Genomic DNA, 18,704 nt, shown 5'->3' on the forward strand with positions numbered 1-18,704 from the left:
GCTGGTAACACTAATTATAAAAAAAAGACGACACCGCCGCACGTAAATTTCGTATCGTCGAAATATTAAGTCTGTATCGCATAAATTCTGTCGATTTCTGTGAGTGTATAAGCGGCATCTAGGAAACAATCCGCCCATATCTGAACATTGTGCCCAGCAACATTACAGGCACGCCGACCTTGTGAAACATCGCCCCTGGCGGCGCTATTTTTGAAGCCGCCGCCGCATGTCCTGGTAGGCGGCGGTGATCAGCGCCCTGAGCGCCGCCGTGTCCTGCGCCTGCCCCCAGCGCAGCTTCACATGGCGCATGCGCTTGCCGGTGCCCTGCAACAGACCGGCAGGATCGTCCAGGTCGGCGCCGTGGAAGAATCCCACGCTGGCGTGCGCCGTGTAGGCGCCGACATAGGCGAAGGCCGCCTCGCCCACGCAAACCGTGGGCTGGCGGTCATGGATCAGTTCCCGCACGTCCGGGCCACAGGCGCGCAAGGTCTCAAACCATGGCTGCATCATGAGACGCAGGGGATCACCCTGGGCGAACCAGGCGTCGACCTCGGGATCGCGCCGCACGGCGCCTGGTAAGCGAAAAAGGGCGTCCATAGATGCAGTGTGCGGAGGCTCGCCACAAATGTCGAGATGATGGCGCCGTCGCGTCAAATGCTGGGGCGCCACCCCGGCAGGGGCATTGCCCATGAACCATACTTATTGATAATTATTAATGTAAATAAGTAAGGGAGATGGGGATGGAAAAGGTGGGCACGATGGACCGGCGAACACTGTTGCAGGTGGCGGCAACGGCCGGGGTGGCCCAGACCGCCGTGGCGGAACCCGCCCATGCCGCGACCACATCGGCGGCACCGCCCCCCACCCCGCTCAGCACCGTGCCTCTGCGGTTGCCCGCCACCGAATTCACCTATGAGGCGGTGGTCGAGTTGGACCCGATGGTGCCCTTGGGCAAGTCCCCGCTGGGGGAGCGCCGCATCATCCCCATCACCGGCGGCGTGTTCCAGGGGCCCCGCATCCGGGGAACCGTGCTGGCCGGGGGCGCTGACCGGCAGTTGAGCCGGCCCGACGGCGTGCTGCTGTTGAACGCCCTCTATGAACTGAAGACCGACGACGGCGCCATCATCACCGTGAACAACCGGGCGATCATCGACGCACCGCCGGGCCAGGCACCCTACGCGTATTCGGTCCTGGACTTCACCGCGCCCGAGGGACCTCACGCCTGGCTGAACCGCGGCGTCTTCGTCGGCACCGTCCACGGTCTGCCGCCGGAGCGGCACGCCGTGCTCATCCGGGTCTACAAGGTGGTGTGAACGGGCGCCGTCCCGCCCAGATCCTCCAGGATGGGGCAGTCCGGCCGGTCGTCGCCGGCGCAGCAATGGGCGAGATGGCGCAGGGTGTCGGCCATGGCCTGCATCTCGCGGATGCGGCTGTCCAAATCCTCCAGGTGACGCTGGGCGATGGCCTTGACCTCGCGGCTGGACCGGTCGCGGTCCCGCCATAGCGACAGCAACTGGGCGATTTCCGCCATGTCGAACCCCAGGCCGCGGGCCCGCCTGACGAAGCGCAGCTCGTTCACCTCCCGGGCGTCGTATTCGCGGTAGTTGCCCTCAGACCGGCCGGACGGGCGGACCAGCCCAACCTCATCGTAATAGCGGATCATCTTGACGCTGACGCCCGAGGCCTTGGCGGCTTGGCCGATATTCATTCTTCACCCCGCGTTCAGGACGGACGGAAACGCCGCAGGCGCAGGGCGTTGGTCAGGACGCTGACGCTGGACAGCGCCATGGCGCCGGCCGCCACCATGGGCGACAGCAGCCAGCCGGTGAGTGGATAGAACAGCCCGGCGGCCAGGGGGATCAGCACCACGTTGTAGCCGAAGGCCCAGGCCAGGTTTTGGCGGATATTGCCCAGTACGGCGCGGCTGAGGCCGATGGCGGTGGCCACGCCCCGCAGGTCCCCCCGCACCAGCACCACGTCCGCCGCCTCGATGGCGATGTCGGTGCCGGCGCCCATGGCCAAGCCGACATCGGCGGTGGCCAAGGCCGGGGCGTCGTTCACACCATCGCCGGCGAAGGCGATGCGGCCGTGCCGCTGTTGCAGGTCCTTGACCGCCGCCACCTTGCCCTCCGGCAGCACCTCGGCCGACACCTCGTCGATGCCCAGCGTCCTGGCCACGGCCTCCGCCGTGCGCCGGTTGTCGCCCGTGACCATGATGACCTTGAGGCCGGCGTCGTGCAGCGTCCGCACGGCGTCCGCCGCCTCCGGCTTCACCGGGTCGGAAACCGCCAGAATGGCGGCGAGCGTGCCGTCAACGGCGGCGTAAAGCGGGCTGCGGCCCCCGGCGGCCAGCCGCCCGGCGGCCTCCGCCAGGGGGGCGACGCCCACACCCAGGCGGGTCATATAGCGGTCGGCGCCCACGGCCACGATGCGGCCCTCCACTCGGGCTTGCGCACCGAACCCGGCCTCGGCCTGGAAGCCATCCGCCTCGGGCGGCACCAGGCCCCGTGCTCGCGCCGCCGCAACGATGGCCTGGGCAATGGGGTGTTCGGACCGCGCCTCCACCGCCGCCACCAGGCGCACCACCCCATCCTCGTCGAAGCCGTCCTCGACCCTCAGGTCCGTCAAGGTCGGCTGCCCCAGGGTCAGGGTCCCGGTCTTGTCGAAGGCGACGGCGCGCACGTCGCGCAAGCCCTGCAGGGCGTCCCCCTGGCGGAACAGGATGCCCAGTTCCGCCGCCTTGCCGGTGCCCACCATGATGGAGGTGGGCGTGGCCAGCCCCATGGCGCAGGGGCAGGCGATGATCAGCACCGCCACGGCGTTGACCAGGGCGTAGCTGAGCTGGGGCTGCGGCCCCAGGAAGTACCAGCCGGCGAAGGTCAGCAGGGCGGCCGCCATGACCGCCGGCACGAACCAGGCCGTCACCCTGTCCACCGCCGCCTGGATGGGCAGCTTGGCGCCCTGGGCCGTTTCCACCATGCGCACGATCTGGGAGAGCAGCGTGGCCGCCCCCACCTTTTCCGCCCGGAACCGGAAGGCGCCCGTCTTGTTGACCGTGCCGCCGACGACGGGGGCGCCGGGCCCCTTCTCCACCGGCAGCGGCTCGCCGGTGATCATGCTTTCATCCACGAAGGACGACCCGTCCAGCACGGCGCCATCCACCGGCACACGGTCGCCGGGGCGCACCAGCACCACGTCCCCCACCGCCACCTGGGCGATGGGCACCTCCACCGTCTGGCCGTCACGCTCCACCCGCGCGGTCTTCGCCTGCAAGGTCAGCAGCCGCTTGATGGCCTCTCCCGTGCGGCCCTTGGCCCTGGCCTCGAACAGGCGGCCCACCAGGATCAGGGTGACGATGACGGCCGCGGCCTCGAAATAGACGTTGTCGGTGCCGGTGGGCAGCAGGCCGGGCGCGACCAGGGGTGCCACCGTGGCCACGGTGGAATAGAGGAAGGCCGACCCCGCCCCCAGCACCACCAGCGAATTCATGTCGGGCGTGGCCCGCGCGAGGTTGGGCACGCCCTTGGCGAAAAATCGCCCGCCGGGCACCGCCAAGACGAAGGCCGCCAGCACCAGGCTGACCCAGCGCCAGGGCTGCTCCCCCACCGTGGCCGCCAGCCAGTGGTGGACACCCGGGATGGCGTGGCGCGCCATCTCCACCGCGAACAGGGGCAGGGTCGCCACGGCGGCCATGGCCACGGCCCGGCCCAGGGCGCTAATCTCCGCCGTGCGCGCCGCCTTCTCCCGGTCCGCCTGGCGGGTCGCCTCCTCCTGGTCCAACAGGCGGGCGTCATAGCCGATCCGGGTGACGGCGACCGTGAGGGCGGCGCTGTCGGCGCCGTCGACCAGGGACACGCTGGCCCGCTCCGTCGCCAGGTTCACGGTGGCCGACACGACGCCGGGCACCGAGCGCAGCGCCTTTTCCACCCGTGCGACGCAACTGGCGCACGTCATGCCACCGATGGCCAAGTCCACGGTATGGGTGCCCGTGTCATAACCGGCCTTGGCGATCGCCTCCACCACGGCAGGCAGCTTCCCCCCTCGGCCAACTCCACATGGGCGCGGCCGGTGGCCAGGTTCACGGCGGCCCCGGCCACGCCGGGAACGGCGGCTATGGCCTTTTCCACGCGGCGGACACAGCCAGCGCAGGTCATGCCGCCGATGGCGATATCGACGGCGCGGGGGGATGGAACGGTGGAGGCCGCATGGGACATTTCTGTCTCCTCAAAACGCGATGTCAGCCAGTGATAGACCCTCCCATCATAGGAGGGTCAAGGGGCCTCATCACACCCTTGATGGCATCGACCGCTTCCGTTAACCATAATTTCAGCAGGGCACCTTAAAACAATGGGCAATTATCTAAAATGTTCTATAAAATTATCTGAAATAATATGGGCCGCCGTGACAAAGCAGAGGATGTTGATTCAGGCGAACTATTCACTTCGTACGCAGCTATTGATGGACACCATCAACTTTCGACTATATTTTTGCGGAAATTTCCGTATAAAATATACCAAGGGATAGGTTTTTGGTCAGCGGCAGAGGCCGCGCCCTCAGGCCCCACATCCCGGGATTGTCCTCTGAAAGCTTATAAGACCCGGTCAGCGGCCGATGGAGATCGGCGACCAAGTCCTGCGCCGGCGTTCAACGTAAGGTACGATGAATGAAACGCACCAAGCGTTACCTTGGTTTCGCCTTCGCCAACGCCGACCTTCTGCTTGAGGTGGATGCGCAGGGAATCATTCATTTCGCGACAGGCGCCTGCCTGGCGCTGATGGGCGTGACGGATACCGACCTTCTGGAGCAGCCCCTGTCCGGGTATCTGGTCCCGGCGGACCAGGCGCTGGTGCGGCGCATCCTGGTGACCTTGGGGGAGAATGACCGCGCGCCGCCGCGGCTGATCCGCTTGCGCCACCGGGACGGCGGCACCCTGCCCTGCACCCTGGCCGCCTATCGCATGCAGGACTCCCCCCTGCTGAACATCACGCTGAGCCAGATCGGCAGTCATGAGCCGCCCCCGGCCCCCCCGGCGCCGGGCGATGTCGACCCTCAGACGCAGCTGCTGGCCCCCACCCCTTTCACCAAGGCGGCCATGAGCAGCCTCGCATCGGCGCATGACGGGGCCCTGGGAACCCTGACGCTGGTGCAAATGAACAACCTGCGGGAAATCCGCACCCATCTGACCCAGGACCAGGACCGTCAACTGATGGTCGAGATCGGCGCCGTGCTGCGGCAGTACGGCGGACCGGAGGCCGTCGCCGGGCGCCTGGCGGAAGACCGTTTCGGCGTCATGACGCCGACCGACCTGGCCGACCTCATCACCCGCGACATCGCCCAACTGGCCCAGGACCTGGGCCTGGACCAGCCGCTGGAGGTCGACGCCCATACGATGGACGCCAAAGAGGAGGCGCTGAGCCAGGCTGACCGCGGCCGGCTGATGTTGTACGCGCTGCGCCGCTTCGCGGATGACGGCATCAAGGGCATGGAAGCGCTGTCGTCCTCATCCTCCCTGGTGGCCGAATTCGCCCGCGACGCCATGGGGCGGCTGGCCAGCCTGCGCGGCACCCTGCGGGACAGCCGCCTGGCCCTATCCTTCGAGCCCATCCATGACCTGGACAGCGGCCGGATGCATCATTTCGAGGTGCTGTGCCGCATCAACGGGGAACGACCGGGGCCCTCCATCACCTTCGCGGAGGAAGTGGGCATCATCAATGACCTGGACATGGCCGTCTGCACCATGGCGATGCGGGAGTTGGAGGCGGCGGCGCCCGATATTTCGTTGGCGGTGAACCTGTCGGCCGCGTCGGTCTCATCCGACCTGTTCATGCAGGCGCTGCTGGCCCAGCTGTCCATGCGCCCGAAGCTGGCCGGCCGCCTGCTGTTCGAAATCACGGAAACCGGCCGCCTGGACGATCTGCCGCGCGCCCGCGCCGTCCTGAACGGCCTGCGACAACGCGGCTTTCCGGTCTGCCTGGACGATTTCGGCGCCGGCATGGCCTCCTTCACCTACGTGCGCGCGCTGGAGTTCGACTATCTGAAGCTGGACGGTTCCTTCGTCAGCCGCATGTGTGGAAACCAGCGCGAGGAATCCATCGTGGTCAGCATGCTGGCGCTGTGCCGGGGCCTGAAGGTGGCCGCCATCGCGGAGCATGTGGAAACCGCCGAACAGGTGCTGCGCCTGCGCACCCTGGGCTGCGCCATGGGCCAGGGCTGGTTCTTCTCCAAGGGCATGCCGCGTCCCAAGCGCCGCGACATGGATCTGACGTCCCTCAGCCGCCCCTCACGCTGGACGCCGACGGTGCACGACTACACCCGATAACCCCCCGGAAATCTCCGGGGGGCGCCGAGCAGCATCCTTTTACGCGTTGAAGTCCAGGCCCCACTGGCTGTAGCTGTCGGGCTTCTCCGCCCAATCCTCGCGCACCTTCACGAACAGCATGACGTGGACGCGGCGGTCCAGGATCTCCTCCAGTTCCACGCGGGCGGCGGCGCCGATGGACTTGATCTTGGACCCACCCTTGCCCAGCACGATGGCCTTCTGGTTGGGGCGCTGGACATAGACGATCTGGGAGATCTTGACGGAGCCGTCCTCGAACTCCTCCCACGCCTCGGTCTCCACCGCCACGGCATAGGGCAGTTCCTGATGCAGTTGCAGGAACAGTTTCTCCCGCGTGATCTCGGCGGCCAGCAAGCGCTGCGGCATGTCGGACAGCTGGTCCTCCGGATACAGCCAGGGGCTTTCCGGCAGGCGGGCGGCCAGCTTGTCCAGGAAGTCCGTCAGGCCGTCGCCGGTCAGGGCGGAAATCATGAAGATGTCGGTGAACACGCCCGTCTCGTTGAAGCGGGCCGCCAGTTCCAGCAACCGCTCATAGGGGATCAGGTCGATCTTGTTCAGGATCAGGATGGCCTTGCGCTTGCTCTCCTTCAGGCGCTCGACGATGCCGTTGGTGTCGTCATCCACGCGGCGCGAGGCGTCGACCAGCACGGCCACCAAATCCGCATCCTCCGCCCCGCTCCAGGCGGCGGCGACCATGGCGCGCTCCAGCCGCTTCTTGGGCGTGAAGATGCCGGGCAGGTCCACGAACAGGATTTGGGCGCGGCCATGCATGCCGATGCCCAGCACGCGGGACCGGGTGGTCTGCACCTTGGGGCTGACGATGGACACCTTGCTGCCCACCGCCGCGTTCAGCAGGGTCGACTTGCCGGCGTTGGGGGCGCCCACCAGGGCGACGAAGCCGCAGCGCATGGGGGCCAGGGGGGCGCCTTCCTCCCCATCGTCGTCCTCGAAATCGTCCTCGTCCTCGAACTCCTCGCCGTCGATCTCGTCACCGTCGATCTCATCGGCCAGGTGGTCTCCTTCGCCCGCGTGCTGATCCTCCTGCGCGGCGCCAGCCACGCTGTCCTCATCCGGGGGAAGGCCATCCTGGCCGTGTTCGACGTCGATCATTACTCTCAAATCCTCAAAAAGAACGGCGGGCCCGAACGCCCTTGCGCCCGCCCACCGCGACAGGCCCGTTTCATGACACAGGCGGCCCTCGGGCGCCAGCGGCGGCGCGGCATCCAAGGATTGCGCGAACGCGCGCCACGCGGCATCGCCTTGGAAATTTAACAGGGGCTTAGCCTGGACGCACGGTATAGCTCGCCCCACCGGTTTCGGCCGGTTGAGGTTGTCAGTCTATCAGGAGCCCGCTTCCATGTCCCTGTCGCACCGCCCGGCCCTGCGCCATTTGGCCCTTCGCGCCCTGCTGGCCACGGCTGTCGCCCTGCCCTCCCTGGCCCTGCCGGTCTTGGCCGATGCCCGTGACCTGGATATCGAGGCGCACCGGGGCGGCCGCGCCCTGTGGCCGGAGAACACGCTACAGTCCTTCGCCCACGCCCTGTCGCTGGGCGTGACCACCTTGGAGATGGACATGAACATCACCAAGGACGGCGCCGTCATCATCTCGCACGAGCGGCACCTGAACCCGGACCTGGCCAAGGGGCCGGACGGCGCCTATGTCACCGCCCCCACTCCGTCCTTCTTCAGCCTGACGCTGGACCAGATCAAAAAATACGACGTGGGCCAACTGCGTCCGGGCAGCGCCTATGGCAGCCACTTCCCCGACCAGCGCCCCATTCCCGGCACGCCCATCCCCACCCTGAAGGAGGTCATCGACCTGGTGAAGCGGTCGGGCAACAAGACCGTGAAGATGAACATCGAGACCAAGATCGACCCCACCCATCCCGAGGACAGCCCGTCGCCGGAGGTCTTCGTGGACACGGTGCTGGCCGTGCTCAAGGCGGAGAAGTTCGAGGACCGGGTGATGATCCAGTCCTTCGACTGGCGCACCCTGCAACTGGTGCAGCGGAAGGCCCCCGCCATCCCCACTGTCTACCTGACGGAGCAGGACCCGCGGGAACCGTCGGTCAGCCTGACCGCCAAGCTGCCCTGGACCGCCGGCTTCGACCCCGTGGACCACGGCGGCAGCGTGCCCAAGGCGGTGAAGGCCGCCGGCGGCAAGGTCTGGTCGCCGCTCTACACCGACATCGACGCCAACCTGGTGGCGGAGGCGCACAGCCTGGGCCTGACCGTCATTCCCTGGACGGTGAACAAGCCGGAAGACATGGCCAAGCTGATCGACATGGGCGTGGACGGCATCATCTCCGACCAGCCGGTGCTGCTGCGCGAGGCCGCCGCCGCCAAGGGCATCGCCCTGCCCAAGGCCTTCCCGGTCGAGGCCGTGCCCGGCAAGGGGCGCTGAGTTCGCCGCGCCCTTCAACGGTCCACTTGCCAACCCTTGCACTTGCCCTGACGCCCCGGCCGGGTTTACCCGCCGGGGCGTTTTCTTTTGGGGCGCCTCTTGTCATCGGTATATCGCTCGCTATATCGTACGATATGTTTTCCGATCATGACATCGCACATCCTCCTTACCTGGCCATGGGCGGGCGCGGTGGATGGCATCCCTGGAAGCACGGGGGTGGCGGCGGCTTCTGGGGCGGCGGCGGGGGCAGCGTCCCCGGGGGCCGCAAGCTGTCCTCCGCCGACCTGGAACTGCTGATCCTGGCCCTGCTGGAGCGCAAGCCCGCCCACGGCTATGAGCTGATCCGCGCGGTGGAGGAACATTCCGGCGGCTTCTACACCCCCAGCCCCGGCGTCGTTTACCCGGCGCTCACCTTCCTGGCGGAAATCGGCCACGCCACGGCGGAGCCGGACGGCAACCGCAAGCTCTACCGCATCACCGACAGCGGCCGGACCCACCTGGAGGGGCATCGCGGCACCGCCATCGGCATCCTGGAGGGCTTGCGCCGCATCGGCAGGCGTATGGAACAGGTGCGTGAGGCCTACGCCGGTGTCACGGACGCCGATCCCGAAGCGCCCGAGGATTTGCACCAGGCCCGCCACGCCCTGAAAATGGCCCTCTATGGCAAACGCGGCTGCGACGCCGCCGAGGCCCGGCGCCTGGCAGCCATCCTGCGGCGCGCCACGGTGGAAATCCTGGGCGCTGACACGCCCCCACCCGGCAGCAAGCCGGGCCCCAAAGACGACGAGACGGAACCACGGTGACCCCATGACCGATACCCAGACGGCCTCCCCTGTCGCGCGCCACCAGATCGGCCGCATGCGTTTCGATACCCGTCGGCGCACATTGACCGTGACCAGCGTGGCGCACTTGACGCCCAAGATGCTGCGCGTCACCCTGACCTCGCCCGAACTGGCGGACTTCGACAGCCGGGGCGCCGACGACCATATCAAGCTGTTCTTCCCCGGCCCGGATGGGCAGGCGCTGATGCGCGACTACACCCCCCGCGCCGTCAGCCGGGCGGACCGCACCCTGACCCTGGACTTCGCCCTGCATGACGCCGGCCCGGCCACAGCCTGGGCCCTGGGCGCCAAGGTGGGCGACACGCTGGAGATCGGCGGCCCGCGCGGCTCCATGATCGTGCCGGACGATTTCGACTGGTATCTGCTGATCGCCGATGAGACGGGCTTGCCCGCCATCGGCCGCCGGCTGGAGGAACTGCGCGCGGGCGTGCCGGTCATCACCGTCGTCGCCATCGACAGCGATGCCGAACGGCAGACCATCGAGACCAAGGCGCATTGGACGGCTCATTGGGTCACCCGCGACCGCCAGGGCACGGACGACGCGGCCACCCTGCGCCGCGCCATCGAGGGCATCCAGCTGCCGCCCGGCGACGGCTATGTCTGGATCGCCGCCGAGGCCACCGTGGCCAAGGCCCTGCGCGCCTTCATCCTGGAGGATCTCAAGCACCCGGCGGCCTGGATGCGCGCGGCCGGCTATTGGCTGCGCGGTGAGGCTGGCGCGCACGAGAACCTGTGAGGGAGGCCTTCAGAAGCCGATGACCGCGTTTTCCGCCGGCAACTGCCGTCGGCGCGGTTGGGGGACCTGGCTTGCCGTCCAAGCGCCGCCCGCGTCGGCGGCGGCCGTATCGGCCACCACACCCAGCAGGGTGAAGGCATCGAAGACGAACGGCAGGCCATCGGTGGCGGCGATATGCCCGCGATCCCCCACCTGGAAATGCAGGTGGGGAGCATCGGACTGACCGGAGTTGCCCAGCCGGCCGAGCACCTGGCCCTGGCGCACGGCCTGGCCCGGCCGCACCGGGATGCTGCCGGGGATGAGGTGGGCATAGGCGGCGTAGGCGCCCCCCTTCAGGCGCAGGATCACCTGGTTGCCGGCGATGGTGTCCAGCGTGACCTTCTGCGCCGGCGGCCGGCCGGGTACATTATCCGGAAACCCGTCGCGCACGCTCTCGATGACGCCATCGGCAACGGCCAGCACCGCCTGGCCATAGCCGGGCCAGGACTCATTACGCGCCTGGTCTCCCCTGAACTCCCGCCCGTCCCCGGTCAGCTTCATGAAGTCGATGGCGTAGCGCTCCGGCACCCGCGCCTGGCCGTCCACCACCATGAGGGTGGTCCGGTGGATGGAGGTGGCGGACAGGCCATTGAAGGCCACCCATCCCGTGCCGGCGACCGGGGCGGAGACGATCACCGGCGGCGTCCGATCCACCGGGACGGCGACCGCCGTGTTCAGCGTGGTGTCCGGCAGATCGGGCTTGAATGGGGCGATGGTGAGCGCAAGGCGGAGATCCGCCACCGGCGCGTCGTCGCCCAGAGGCAGGTCGAACAGGGCGGCGGCGAAGGTGTTGCCCTGTATGACCGTCACCGGCGGCTGGCCGTCACCGGGCGGACGACCGGGCCGCGACAGCAAGGTCGCCAGGGCCGCGTCCTCAAACCGTGCCAAGGCGGCGGGCTGGGCCGCCGTGCCCAACCGCACGCTCGACAGGGTCATCGGCACCGGCGAAAAGTTGCTGATCAACGCCTCGAAAACCAGATGGGGACCATCCGTGGCCGGCACCACGCTGGCCGGGCGCAAGATGTGGATGTCCAAAGGCGTAATGGAATGGACGTCAGGCTCCGCCCTGGCGCCGAAGGCGGCGACCAGCAAACCGCTTAACAAAAGAAGCTGGACGAGAGGATGGCGGACCATGGCGGCTCCTGACGGTGTGGCGCAACCGCAGGATGCCGCACAAAGTTTCGCCGTCAATGGCCCGCTGTCAAACGCCTAGCCCAGACGCTTCAGCATCTCCAGCGCCGCGGCCTTTTCCGCCGCACGCTTGGACGGGCCGCTGGCGGCCTCGCTGCCCTTGCCCTGCACCGCGACGCGCACGGTGAAGACCGGTTCATGGTCCAGGCCGGTGCGGGACACCTGCTCGTAGACCGGCAGGGGCAGACCCCGGGCCAGGGCCCATTCCTGCAGGGCGGTCTTGGGCTCCACCGGCGGCAGTTCCGCGGCGTCGATGCGGCCCGACCAGTGCCTGCGGATGAAGGCAGCGGCCACGTCCAGGCCGCCGTCCAGATACAGGGCGCCGATCACCGCCTCGCAGGCATCCGCCAGGATGGCCGGCTTGGCGCGGCCGCCCGCGTCGGACTCGCCGGGGGCCAGGCGCAGGTAAAGGCCCAGGTTCAGGGTCTCCGCCACGCCGGCCAGGGCCTCGGCCCGCACCAGGGCGGTATGGCGCTTGGCCAGGCCGCCCTCGTTCTCCTCGGGGAAGCGCTCCAGCAACCACTGCGCGATGACCAGGCCCAGCACCCGGTCGCCCAGGAATTCCAGCCGCTCATAATGGCCGGTGGCGGCGCGGGGGCCGCGGCCGATGCCGGCCACGCTGGGGTGCGTCACCGCCTCCAGCAGGTGGCTGGCATCGGTGAAGGTATGCCCCAGGGCCTCGGCCAGGGTCGCGATGTCGGCGCCGCCGGTGTCCAGCGGGCCAGCGGAGGCGGCCATGGCGTCAGTGCGCCTTGTTGAAGATCTGGCCGAAGCGGATGGACGTCGGCCACTTCCAGAACTCCCAGAAGTGCACGCCCTCCTCCAGCGAGAAGAACTTGAACTGGGCCTTGCCCACCACGTTCTCCAGCGGAACGTAGCCGACGACATTCAGGACGCGGCTGTCCTGGCTGTTGTCGCGGTTGTCGCCCATGCAGAAGATGTGGCCTTCGGGCACGGTGTAGACCGGCGTGTTGTCCAGCCCGCCATCGTCGCCCATGATCTCGATGATGGTGTGCTTGACGCCGTTGGGCAGGGTTTCGATGTAGCGCGGCACGGCGCTCTCGCGGCCGAACGGCGTTTCCATGGTGTAGTCCTCGATCCGCTCGCGCTTCACCGGCTCACCGTTGATGTGCAGGATGCCGTCGATCATCTGGATGCGGTCGCCGGGCAGGCCGATGACGCGCTTGATGTAATCCTGGCTGGTGTCGGTCGGCAGGCGGAAGACCACCACGTCGCCCCGCTCCGGCACGCTGCCGAAGATGCGGCCGTGGAACAGCGGCAGGCCCAGCGGCAGGGAAAAGCGGCTGTAGCCGTAGCTGAACTTGGACACGAAGACGTAGTCGCCGATGAGCAGCGTCGGGATCATGGAACCCGAGGGGATGTTGAACGGCTCGAACGCCACGGTCCGCACGCCCAGCGCGATGATCAGGGCGTAGATGACGGTCCGCACCACATCACCCCAGCTTTCGGCCTGGGGCTGGGGGGCCGCGCGGCTGACGCGGTCATTCTGCTGGCTCATGGAACGAAACAACCTCGTAAGAGTGGGTGGCACCGATCTAGCGGGCCCACCGGGATTTTCAAGCGATACCGTTGGCGGCGCCATCGGCCGGGGCCGGCGTCGCCGTGATGATGACGAAGGCTTCGGCCAGGGGCGGCTCATCCGTCAGCGTCAAAAAAATTTGCGCCACCATGCCCGGTGGCGTCATCGCCCGCAACCTCTCCAGGGCCCCGCCCGTGAGACATAGTGTCGGCTGGCCGCTGGGCAGGTTGATGACGCCCATGTCCTTGTGGAAGACGCCCTCGCGGAAGCCGGTGCCCAACGCCTTGGAACACGCCTCCTTGGCGGCGAAGCGCTTGGCGTAGCTGGCGGCGCGGCCATTGGACTTGGCGCGGCGCTCCGACTTCGCCTGTTCGACATCGGTGAACACCCGCTCGACAAAGCGCTGGCCGAAGCGCGCCAGCGTCTTTTCGATGCGGGTGATGTCGATCAGGTCGTTGCCGATGCCCAGGATCAGGGCCCCGGGCTGGAAAGCGGCGCCCCTCATCAGGAGGCCCGCGCCCCGTCCATCAGGGCGCGCATCTGGCGGATGGCGGCCTCCAGCCCCACGAACACGGCCTCCCCCACCAGGAAATGGCCGATGTTCAACTCGCGTACCGGCGGCAGGGCCGCCACGGGCACGACATTGTCAAAGCGCAGGCCGTGGCCGGCGTGGCATTCCAGCCCGATCGCGGCGGCGTGGGCCGCCGCCTCGGCCAGGCGCGCCAGTTCGCTCTCGACGGTGGCGGCGTCCTCGGCATCGGCATAGCGGCCGGTGTGCAGTTCCACCACCGGCGCGCCGATGCGGCGCGCGGCGTCCAACTGCGCCCGCTCCGGCGCGATGAACAGCGACACCCGCACGCCGGCGTCGTTCAGGCGGCCGACGATGGGCGCCAGGTGGTCGAAACCGCCAACCACGTCCAGCCCGCCCTCGGTCGTGCGCTCCTGCCGGCGCTCCGGCACCAGGCAGGCGGCATGGGGACGGTGGCGCAGGGCGATGGCCAGCATCTCCTCCGTCGCCGCCATCTCCAGGTTCAGGGGCAGCGAAATCTCCGACATCAGGCGGTCGATATCGCTGTCCCGGATGTGGCGCCGGTCCTCGCGCAGATGGGCGGTGATGCCGTCGGCGCCGGCGTCGGCGGCCAGGTGGGCAGCGCGCAACACATCGGGATGAGCGCCGCCCCGCGCGTTGCGGATGGTGGCGACGTGGTCGATGTTGACGCCCAGGCGCAAGCGCTGGCTCTGGGGTTCAGACGTCATATCAGTCTCCGACCGGCCTGGGCTCATGCCCCAGGACCGGATGTTGGTGGCTGGCGGCGATACGATGATGCTTGTAACGCGCGATCAAGGGCCGCAGCACCAGAAAAACCAGGGGCCAGGTCAGGGCGGCGGACAGGAATCCGCCCACCGTCATGGGGGCCACGACCTGCCAGGCGCTGTGGCGCAGCACGTGCCAGGACAGCTCCATGGGCCCATGGCCAGGGTGCATGTGCAGCACGAAGCATCCCAGACGATAGGTGGCCAGCCAGATAAAGGGCCAGGTCACCGGATTGCCGAACAGGGTGCCCAGCAGCGAGGCGGCGATCGACCCGCGCAACAGCCAGGCCAGCGCGATGGACAGGGGGAAATGGACGCCCATGAACGGCGTCATCGCCATGGCCACGCCGCTGGCGAAACCGGCGGAGATGCCGTACGGCGTCCCCGGCACCCGGCCGACGCGATGCATCCAATAGCGTCCGGCGCGGCGCCAGCCCATCCTCGGCCAGAAGGTCTCCTTCACGGCTTCAGCGAACGGCCTTTTTTCACGTCGGCGGAACATAAGCCTGCTGCCTCTGGGATAAGGTAGTCGCGGCCCAATACGGGCCCCGGACAAACTTGCACAGTCACAAACCTGCACTGTTTTAGACCTGGGCACGGCGCCACGCCAGTGCCGTATGCCTTTCGTCTAAGCCGTTCCGCCCAAGCCGTTCTGCCCGAGCCGTTTTGCCCGAGCCGGCTACGGCGCCTCCCCAAGCCCGCGCGTCAGCGCCCCCGCGCCCGGTCGACGGAATTGATGACCGGCGTGGCCCGCAGCGCGGCGATGATATTGGTCAGATGCTTCACGTCATGCACGTCGATATCGATCAACATCTCGAAAAAGTCGGTCGTGCGGTGGGTGATCTTGAGGTTGGTGATGTTGCCGGCGTTCTTGCCGATGACCGTGGACACGGTGCCCAGGCTGCCCGGCTCATTGGCCACCACCACGGTGATGCGGCCGACCTTCTCGTCGGCCCCGTCCATCTCGTTGTCCCAGGAGACGTCGATCCACCGCTCCGGACTGTCGTGGAAACTTTCCAGCGTCTCGCAATCAATGGTGTGGATGGTGACGCCCTTGCCGGTGGTGACGATGCCGACAATGCGGTCCCCCGGCAGTGGGTGGCAGCAGCGGGCGTAATGCACCGCCATGCCCGGGATCAGGCCCTTGATGGGCAGCGGGCTGTCCTTGCCCTTGGGCTTGGTGGTCTTGCCGCGCGTCAGCTGGACGACCTTCTCGTCCGGCGTGATCTGCTGCACCGCCTTGTGCCCGGGGAAGACGGCGTTGAACACGTCGCGGGCACCGGCCAAGCCGGCACCGATGGCGGCGATCAGGTCGTCGACCGCCTGGTACTGGAAGATCTTGAGGACACCATCCAGCGCCTTGTCGGAATAGTCGTAGCCTTCCTGCCGGAAGATCTTCTGCACCATGGCCCGGCCCAGCTCGATATGCTGGGCGCGCTGCTGGGTGCGGATATAGCGGCGGATACGGGCCCGGGCCTTGCCGGTGACGACGAAGTTTTCCCAGTCCGGCGACGGCGTCTGCGCCTTGCTGGTGACGACCTCCACCTGGTCGCCATTCTGCAATTGGCTGCGCAGCGGCTGGATGCGGCCGTTGATCTTGGCGCCGACGCAGGTGTCGCCGATCTGGCTGTGCACGGCGTAGGCGAAGTCGACCGGCGTGGCGCCGCGCGGCAAGGCGATCAGGTCGCCCTTGGGCGTGAAGCAGAACACCTGGTCCTGGAACAGCTCCAGCTTGGTGTGCTCCAGGAACTCTTCCGGCCGGACCGCGTGCTCCAGGATGTCCAGCAGTTCCCGCAGCCAGCGGTACTGCCGGCCCTCGGTCTTGGGCTGGCTGCCGTCCTGCTTGTAGGCCCAGTGGGCGGCGACACCCAGCTCGGACACCTCGTGCATTTCGATGGTGCGGATCTGCACCTCGATGCGCTGGCGCTCGGGGCCGATGACGGTGGTGTGCAGCGAACGATAGCCGTTCGGCTTGGGCGTGGAGACGTAGTCCTTGAAGCGGCCGGGCACCACCGGATAATGGGCGTGGATGACACCCAGGGCCTGATAGCACTGCTCGATGGACTCGACGGTGACGCGGAAGGCCATGACGTCGGACAACTGCTCGAACGTCACATTCTTGCGCTGCATCTTGCGCCAGATGGAATAGGGCGCCTTGCGCCGGCCCGACACGGTGGCCTTGGGCAGGCCGCCGTCGTGCAGGGTGTCCACCAGCTCATGAATGATGCGGTCGACGCGGCCGGCGCCCTGCTCTTCCAGGTCCTGCAGGCGCTTGGTGATGCTGTCGTAGGCGTCCGGGTTCAATTCCTTGAACGCCAGTTCCTCCAACTGATCCTTCCAGCGTTGGATGCCGATGCGCTCCGCCAGCGGCGCGTAGATTTCCAGCGTCTCGCGGGCGATGCGCTTGCGCTTCTCCGGCTTCGATAGGTAGTGCAGCGTCTGCATGTTGTGCAGACGATCGGCCAACTTCACCAGCAGGACGCGGATATCTTCCGACATCGCCAGCACCAGCTTGCGGAAGTTTTCCGCCTGCTTGGACTGGTCGCTTTCCAGGTTCTGCAGCTCGATGCGCGACAACTTGGTCACGCCATCCACCAGGCGCGCGATCTCCGGCCCGAACAGGCGCTGCACCTCGTCCAAGGTGGTCAGCGTGTCCTCGACCGTGTCGTGCAGCAGCGCCGTGATGATGGAGGCACTGTCCAGCTTCAGCTGGGTCAGCAGGCCCGCCACCTCCAGGGGGTGGGAGAAGTAGGGGTCGCCGGAAGCGCGCTTCTGCGACCCATGCGCCTTCATCGAGAAGACATAGGCGCGGTTGAGCTTGTCCTCGTCCGCATTCGGATCGTAGGAGCGGACACGCTCAACCAATTCGTATTGACGCATCATGGGCGCCCCGCCCGGCCCCAGGCCTGGTCGGCACAAACGGACGCGAGCGGGCGCCCGCGTCCGATCAGGGCGTTATCCATGGAAAAACAGGGAAAGGGGACGGGACGCTTAGCCACGACCTGCCCCATCACCGGCTCAGAGGCCCTCGTCGTCGCCGAGGTCGTCGCCCTGCGCCAGATCTTCGGCGGCATCGCCTTCACCGCCCAGCTCGTCATCCTCGCCGGCGGCACCCTGCACAGCCCAAGCCTGCTCACCGGCCATCAGCTCGATGATCTCTTCCTCGGGCTCATCCTGCTCCTGGACGCGCTGATGCCCCTTGATCAGGGAGTTCTTCAGGCTGTCCAGCACCACCGTCTCGTCCGCGATCTCGCGCAGGGCGACGACCGGGTTCTTGTCGTTGTCGCGATCAACCGACAGCGGCGCGCCGGCCGCGACGTCCCGCGCCCGCTGGGCCGCCATCATCACCAGCTCAAACCGGTTCGGAACCTTCAGGACGCAATCTTCAACGGTAACGCGGGCCATGCCTTGCTCACTCCAACAACGAAACGGGGGCCGGAAAAACCGACACCAAACACCATCCCATAGTTATACGGGCCCGGTTTCCCGGTTGCAAGGAAGCCGACAAGCACCGGATCGCATTCCTGCGTTACCGGGCCAGCCATGCCTCGCGCCCTGTATGAGACTCGGGGCGCTCACCCGCCAATGCGCTCGGTGATCTGGCCAGGCGGCAGCGCCGCCACCAGGGCCGCCACATCCAGACCCAGGAGGGGATGGCGCCAGCCCGGCGCCACGTCCCGCAGCGGCAGCAGGACGAAGGCGCGCTGGTGCATGCGGGGATGGGGCAGGTGTGGCCCATGCTCCCGGACCTGGTCATGATAGGCCAAGAGATCCAGATCCAGCCCCCGCGCCTCGTTCACGTGGCGGCGGACCCGCCCGAAGCTGGCCTCGACCGTGTGCAGCAGGGCCAGCAGCGCCGGGGCGTCCAGGTCCGTTTCCACCCGCAGGACGCCATTCACGTACCACGGTTGGTCCGACGCGGGCACGGGCGCGCTCCGATACCAGGGGGACACCGCCGCGACCGTCACCCCTTCCCCCTCCAGCGCGCGCACCGCGGCCGCCACCACGTCCGCAGGGCCGCCGATGCCGGGAACGGACAGGTTGGAGCCCACACCCAACAAAATCATTTCACGTCCTCATAAGCACCTAGGCCCATAACCACTGGGCCCCATAACCACCCGGGCGCTCGCGCCGACCGGAGGTGCTCGCAACTATACCGTTGGGCGAGATATCGCGTCGCCAACATAGGGTAACATCCCCAAAAGAGAGAGCCCCACTTTAAACACAGGGGCCGCGACCATATCTCCCTTGTACACATTAACCTATTTACCCTATGTAGGTGCTTGCTAGTGCGTGTCAAA

At 67.4% G+C, this 18,704-nt stretch carries 19 protein-coding genes; 5 read left to right on the plus strand and 14 right to left on the minus strand.

Going from position 1 to position 18,704, the window contains the following annotated elements:
- Nucleotides 1-204: 204 nt before the first annotated feature.
- The gene (locus ULB03_RS12820; protein ID WP_322483480.1) at nt 205-567 is read right to left on the minus strand and encodes a DUF1801 domain-containing protein; all 363 of its coding nucleotides are present in this window, start codon (nt 565-567) and stop codon (nt 205-207) included.
- A 173-nt stretch (nt 568-740) separates the two neighbouring features.
- Here ULB03_RS12820 and ULB03_RS12825 point away from each other — a divergent pair, with 173 nt between their 5' ends.
- Complete coding sequence (locus ULB03_RS12825) at nt 741-1,313, plus strand: DUF3237 domain-containing protein (RefSeq protein WP_322483481.1); 573 nt, start codon at nt 741-743, stop codon at nt 1,311-1,313.
- Here ULB03_RS12825 and cueR read toward each other — a convergent pair.
- From cueR to ULB03_RS27580, 3 genes are read right to left on the minus strand one after another with little or no spacing between them, the layout of a single operon-like run.
- Complete coding sequence (gene cueR / locus ULB03_RS12830) at nt 1,298-1,708, minus strand: Cu(I)-responsive transcriptional regulator (RefSeq protein WP_322483482.1); 411 nt, start codon at nt 1,706-1,708, stop codon at nt 1,298-1,300. The two genes, ULB03_RS12825 and cueR, sit on opposite strands and share 16 nt — an antisense overlap.
- Nucleotides 1,709-1,722: 14 nt before the next feature.
- Nucleotides 1,723-4,023: a heavy metal translocating P-type ATPase gene (locus ULB03_RS12835; RefSeq protein WP_322483483.1), complete on the minus strand. Its 2,301-nt coding sequence runs from the start codon at nt 4,021-4,023 to the stop codon at nt 1,723-1,725.
- Nucleotides 3,951-4,214: a heavy metal-associated domain-containing protein gene (locus ULB03_RS27580; protein WP_322483484.1), complete on the minus strand. Its 264-nt coding sequence runs from the start codon at nt 4,212-4,214 to the stop codon at nt 3,951-3,953. Before ULB03_RS27580 ends, ULB03_RS12835 begins: the two co-directional genes overlap by 73 nt.
- Nucleotides 4,215-4,663: 449 nt before the next feature.
- Here ULB03_RS27580 and ULB03_RS12845 point away from each other — a divergent pair, with 449 nt between their 5' ends.
- Entirely contained in the window at nt 4,664-6,319 is a 1,656-nt protein-coding gene (locus ULB03_RS12845) for an EAL domain-containing protein (RefSeq protein WP_322483485.1), read from the plus strand.
- A gap of 39 nt (nt 6,320-6,358) precedes the next feature.
- Here the strand turns inward: ULB03_RS12845 and era are convergent, their stop codons facing one another.
- Nucleotides 6,359-7,246: a GTPase Era gene (gene era / locus ULB03_RS12850; RefSeq protein WP_246130203.1), complete on the minus strand. Its 888-nt coding sequence runs from the start codon at nt 7,244-7,246 to the stop codon at nt 6,359-6,361.
- 448 nt (nt 7,247-7,694) lie between these two features.
- Here era and ULB03_RS12855 point away from each other — a divergent pair, with 448 nt between their 5' ends.
- The 3 genes from ULB03_RS12855 to ULB03_RS12865 all read left to right on the plus strand — a co-directional run bounded on the left by ULB03_RS12855 (nt 7,695) and on the right by ULB03_RS12865 (nt 10,319).
- Nucleotides 7,695-8,741 carry a glycerophosphodiester phosphodiesterase gene (locus tag ULB03_RS12855; protein ID WP_322483486.1) on the plus strand — a complete coding sequence of 349 codons (1,047 nt, stop codon included), beginning with the start codon at nt 7,695-7,697 and terminating at the stop codon, nt 8,739-8,741.
- 134 nt (nt 8,742-8,875) lie between these two features.
- The gene (locus tag ULB03_RS12860; RefSeq protein WP_322483487.1) at nt 8,876-9,544 is read left to right on the plus strand and encodes a PadR family transcriptional regulator; all 669 of its coding nucleotides are present in this window, start codon (nt 8,876-8,878) and stop codon (nt 9,542-9,544) included.
- Between the two features lie 4 nt (nt 9,545-9,548).
- Nucleotides 9,549-10,319 carry a siderophore-interacting protein gene (locus ULB03_RS12865; protein WP_322483488.1) on the plus strand — a complete coding sequence of 257 codons (771 nt, stop codon included), beginning with the start codon at nt 9,549-9,551 and terminating at the stop codon, nt 10,317-10,319.
- 9 nt (nt 10,320-10,328) lie between these two features.
- On the opposite strand, the gene ULB03_RS12870 is transcribed toward ULB03_RS12865, so the two are convergent.
- The 9 genes from ULB03_RS12870 to folK all read right to left on the minus strand — a co-directional run bounded on the left by ULB03_RS12870 (nt 10,329) and on the right by folK (nt 18,470).
- Nucleotides 10,329-11,492: a M23 family metallopeptidase gene (locus tag ULB03_RS12870; RefSeq protein ID WP_322483489.1), complete on the minus strand. Its 1,164-nt coding sequence runs from the start codon at nt 11,490-11,492 to the stop codon at nt 10,329-10,331.
- 75 nt (nt 11,493-11,567) lie between these two features.
- Nucleotides 11,568-12,287 carry a ribonuclease III gene (gene rnc / locus ULB03_RS12875; RefSeq protein WP_322483490.1) on the minus strand — a complete coding sequence of 240 codons (720 nt, stop codon included), beginning with the start codon at nt 12,285-12,287 and terminating at the stop codon, nt 11,568-11,570.
- 4 nt (nt 12,288-12,291) lie between these two features.
- Entirely contained in the window at nt 12,292-13,068 is a 777-nt protein-coding gene (gene lepB, locus ULB03_RS12880; RefSeq protein ID WP_322483491.1) for a signal peptidase I, read from the minus strand.
- A 58-nt stretch (nt 13,069-13,126) separates the two neighbouring features.
- Nucleotides 13,127-13,594: a holo-ACP synthase gene (gene acpS, locus ULB03_RS12885; RefSeq protein WP_416211131.1), complete on the minus strand. Its 468-nt coding sequence runs from the start codon at nt 13,592-13,594 to the stop codon at nt 13,127-13,129.
- Nucleotides 13,594-14,346 carry a pyridoxine 5'-phosphate synthase gene (locus ULB03_RS12890; protein WP_322483492.1) on the minus strand — a complete coding sequence of 251 codons (753 nt, stop codon included), beginning with the start codon at nt 14,344-14,346 and terminating at the stop codon, nt 13,594-13,596. Before ULB03_RS12890 ends, acpS begins: the two co-directional genes overlap by 1 nt.
- A 1-nt stretch (nt 14,347) precedes the next feature.
- Nucleotides 14,348-14,905 carry a DUF2062 domain-containing protein gene (locus tag ULB03_RS12895; protein ID WP_322483493.1) on the minus strand — a complete coding sequence of 186 codons (558 nt, stop codon included), beginning with the start codon at nt 14,903-14,905 and terminating at the stop codon, nt 14,348-14,350.
- A 203-nt stretch (nt 14,906-15,108) separates the two neighbouring features.
- Nucleotides 15,109-17,286, minus strand: a complete 2,178-nt coding sequence (locus ULB03_RS12900) for a RelA/SpoT family protein (RefSeq protein ID WP_322483494.1) — start codon at nt 17,284-17,286, stop codon at nt 15,109-15,111.
- A 135-nt stretch (nt 17,287-17,421) separates the two neighbouring features.
- The gene (gene rpoZ, locus ULB03_RS12905; RefSeq protein WP_322483495.1) at nt 17,422-17,808 is read right to left on the minus strand and encodes a DNA-directed RNA polymerase subunit omega; all 387 of its coding nucleotides are present in this window, start codon (nt 17,806-17,808) and stop codon (nt 17,422-17,424) included.
- Nucleotides 17,809-17,978: 170 nt separating this feature from the next.
- A complete protein-coding gene (gene folK / locus ULB03_RS12910; protein ID WP_322483496.1) occupies nt 17,979-18,470 on the minus strand; it encodes a 2-amino-4-hydroxy-6-hydroxymethyldihydropteridine diphosphokinase in 492 nt (163 codons plus the stop codon).
- Between the last annotated feature and the right edge of the window lie 234 nt (nt 18,471-18,704).

It is taken from the genome of Nitrospirillum goiasense, from assembly GCF_034427435.1.
Classification (GTDB): domain Bacteria; phylum Pseudomonadota; class Alphaproteobacteria; order Azospirillales; family Azospirillaceae; genus Nitrospirillum.

What these genes read in the sequence shown, in the direction of transcription:
- ULB03_RS27580 (WP_322483484.1), bottom strand. Translation starts at nt 4,214, where the DNA reads ATGTCCCATGCGGCCTCCACCGTTCCATCCCCCCGCGCCGTCGATATC.
- era (WP_246130203.1), bottom strand. Translation starts at nt 7,246, where the DNA reads ATGCGCTGCGGCTTCGTCGCCCTGGTGGGCGCCCCCAACGCCGGCAAG.
- acpS (WP_416211131.1), bottom strand. Translation starts at nt 13,594, where the DNA reads ATGAGGGGCGCCGCTTTCCAGCCCGGGGCCCTGATCCTGGGCATCGGC.
- ULB03_RS12865 (WP_322483488.1), top strand. Translation starts at nt 9,549, where the DNA reads ATGACCGATACCCAGACGGCCTCCCCTGTCGCGCGCCACCAGATCGGC.
- ULB03_RS12890 (WP_322483492.1), bottom strand. Translation starts at nt 14,346, where the DNA reads ATGACGTCTGAACCCCAGAGCCAGCGCTTGCGCCTGGGCGTCAACATC.
- ULB03_RS12870 (WP_322483489.1), bottom strand. Translation starts at nt 11,492, where the DNA reads ATGGTCCGCCATCCTCTCGTCCAGCTTCTTTTGTTAAGCGGTTTGCTG.
- ULB03_RS12845 (WP_322483485.1), top strand. Translation starts at nt 4,664, where the DNA reads ATGAAACGCACCAAGCGTTACCTTGGTTTCGCCTTCGCCAACGCCGAC.
- ULB03_RS12855 (WP_322483486.1), top strand. Translation starts at nt 7,695, where the DNA reads ATGTCCCTGTCGCACCGCCCGGCCCTGCGCCATTTGGCCCTTCGCGCC.
- ULB03_RS12900 (WP_322483494.1), bottom strand. Translation starts at nt 17,286, where the DNA reads ATGATGCGTCAATACGAATTGGTTGAGCGTGTCCGCTCCTACGATCCG.
- rnc (WP_322483490.1), bottom strand. Translation starts at nt 12,287, where the DNA reads ATGGCCGCCTCCGCTGGCCCGCTGGACACCGGCGGCGCCGACATCGCG.
- lepB (WP_322483491.1), bottom strand. Translation starts at nt 13,068, where the DNA reads ATGAGCCAGCAGAATGACCGCGTCAGCCGCGCGGCCCCCCAGCCCCAG.
- ULB03_RS12895 (WP_322483493.1), bottom strand. Translation starts at nt 14,905, where the DNA reads ATGTTCCGCCGACGTGAAAAAAGGCCGTTCGCTGAAGCCGTGAAGGAG.
- folK (WP_322483496.1), bottom strand. Translation starts at nt 18,470, where the DNA reads ATGATTTTGTTGGGTGTGGGCTCCAACCTGTCCGTTCCCGGCATCGGC.
- ULB03_RS12825 (WP_322483481.1), top strand. Translation starts at nt 741, where the DNA reads ATGGAAAAGGTGGGCACGATGGACCGGCGAACACTGTTGCAGGTGGCG.
- cueR (WP_322483482.1), bottom strand. Translation starts at nt 1,708, where the DNA reads ATGAATATCGGCCAAGCCGCCAAGGCCTCGGGCGTCAGCGTCAAGATG.
- rpoZ (WP_322483495.1), bottom strand. Translation starts at nt 17,808, where the DNA reads ATGGCCCGCGTTACCGTTGAAGATTGCGTCCTGAAGGTTCCGAACCGG.
- ULB03_RS12860 (WP_322483487.1), top strand. Translation starts at nt 8,876, where the DNA reads ATGTTTTCCGATCATGACATCGCACATCCTCCTTACCTGGCCATGGGC.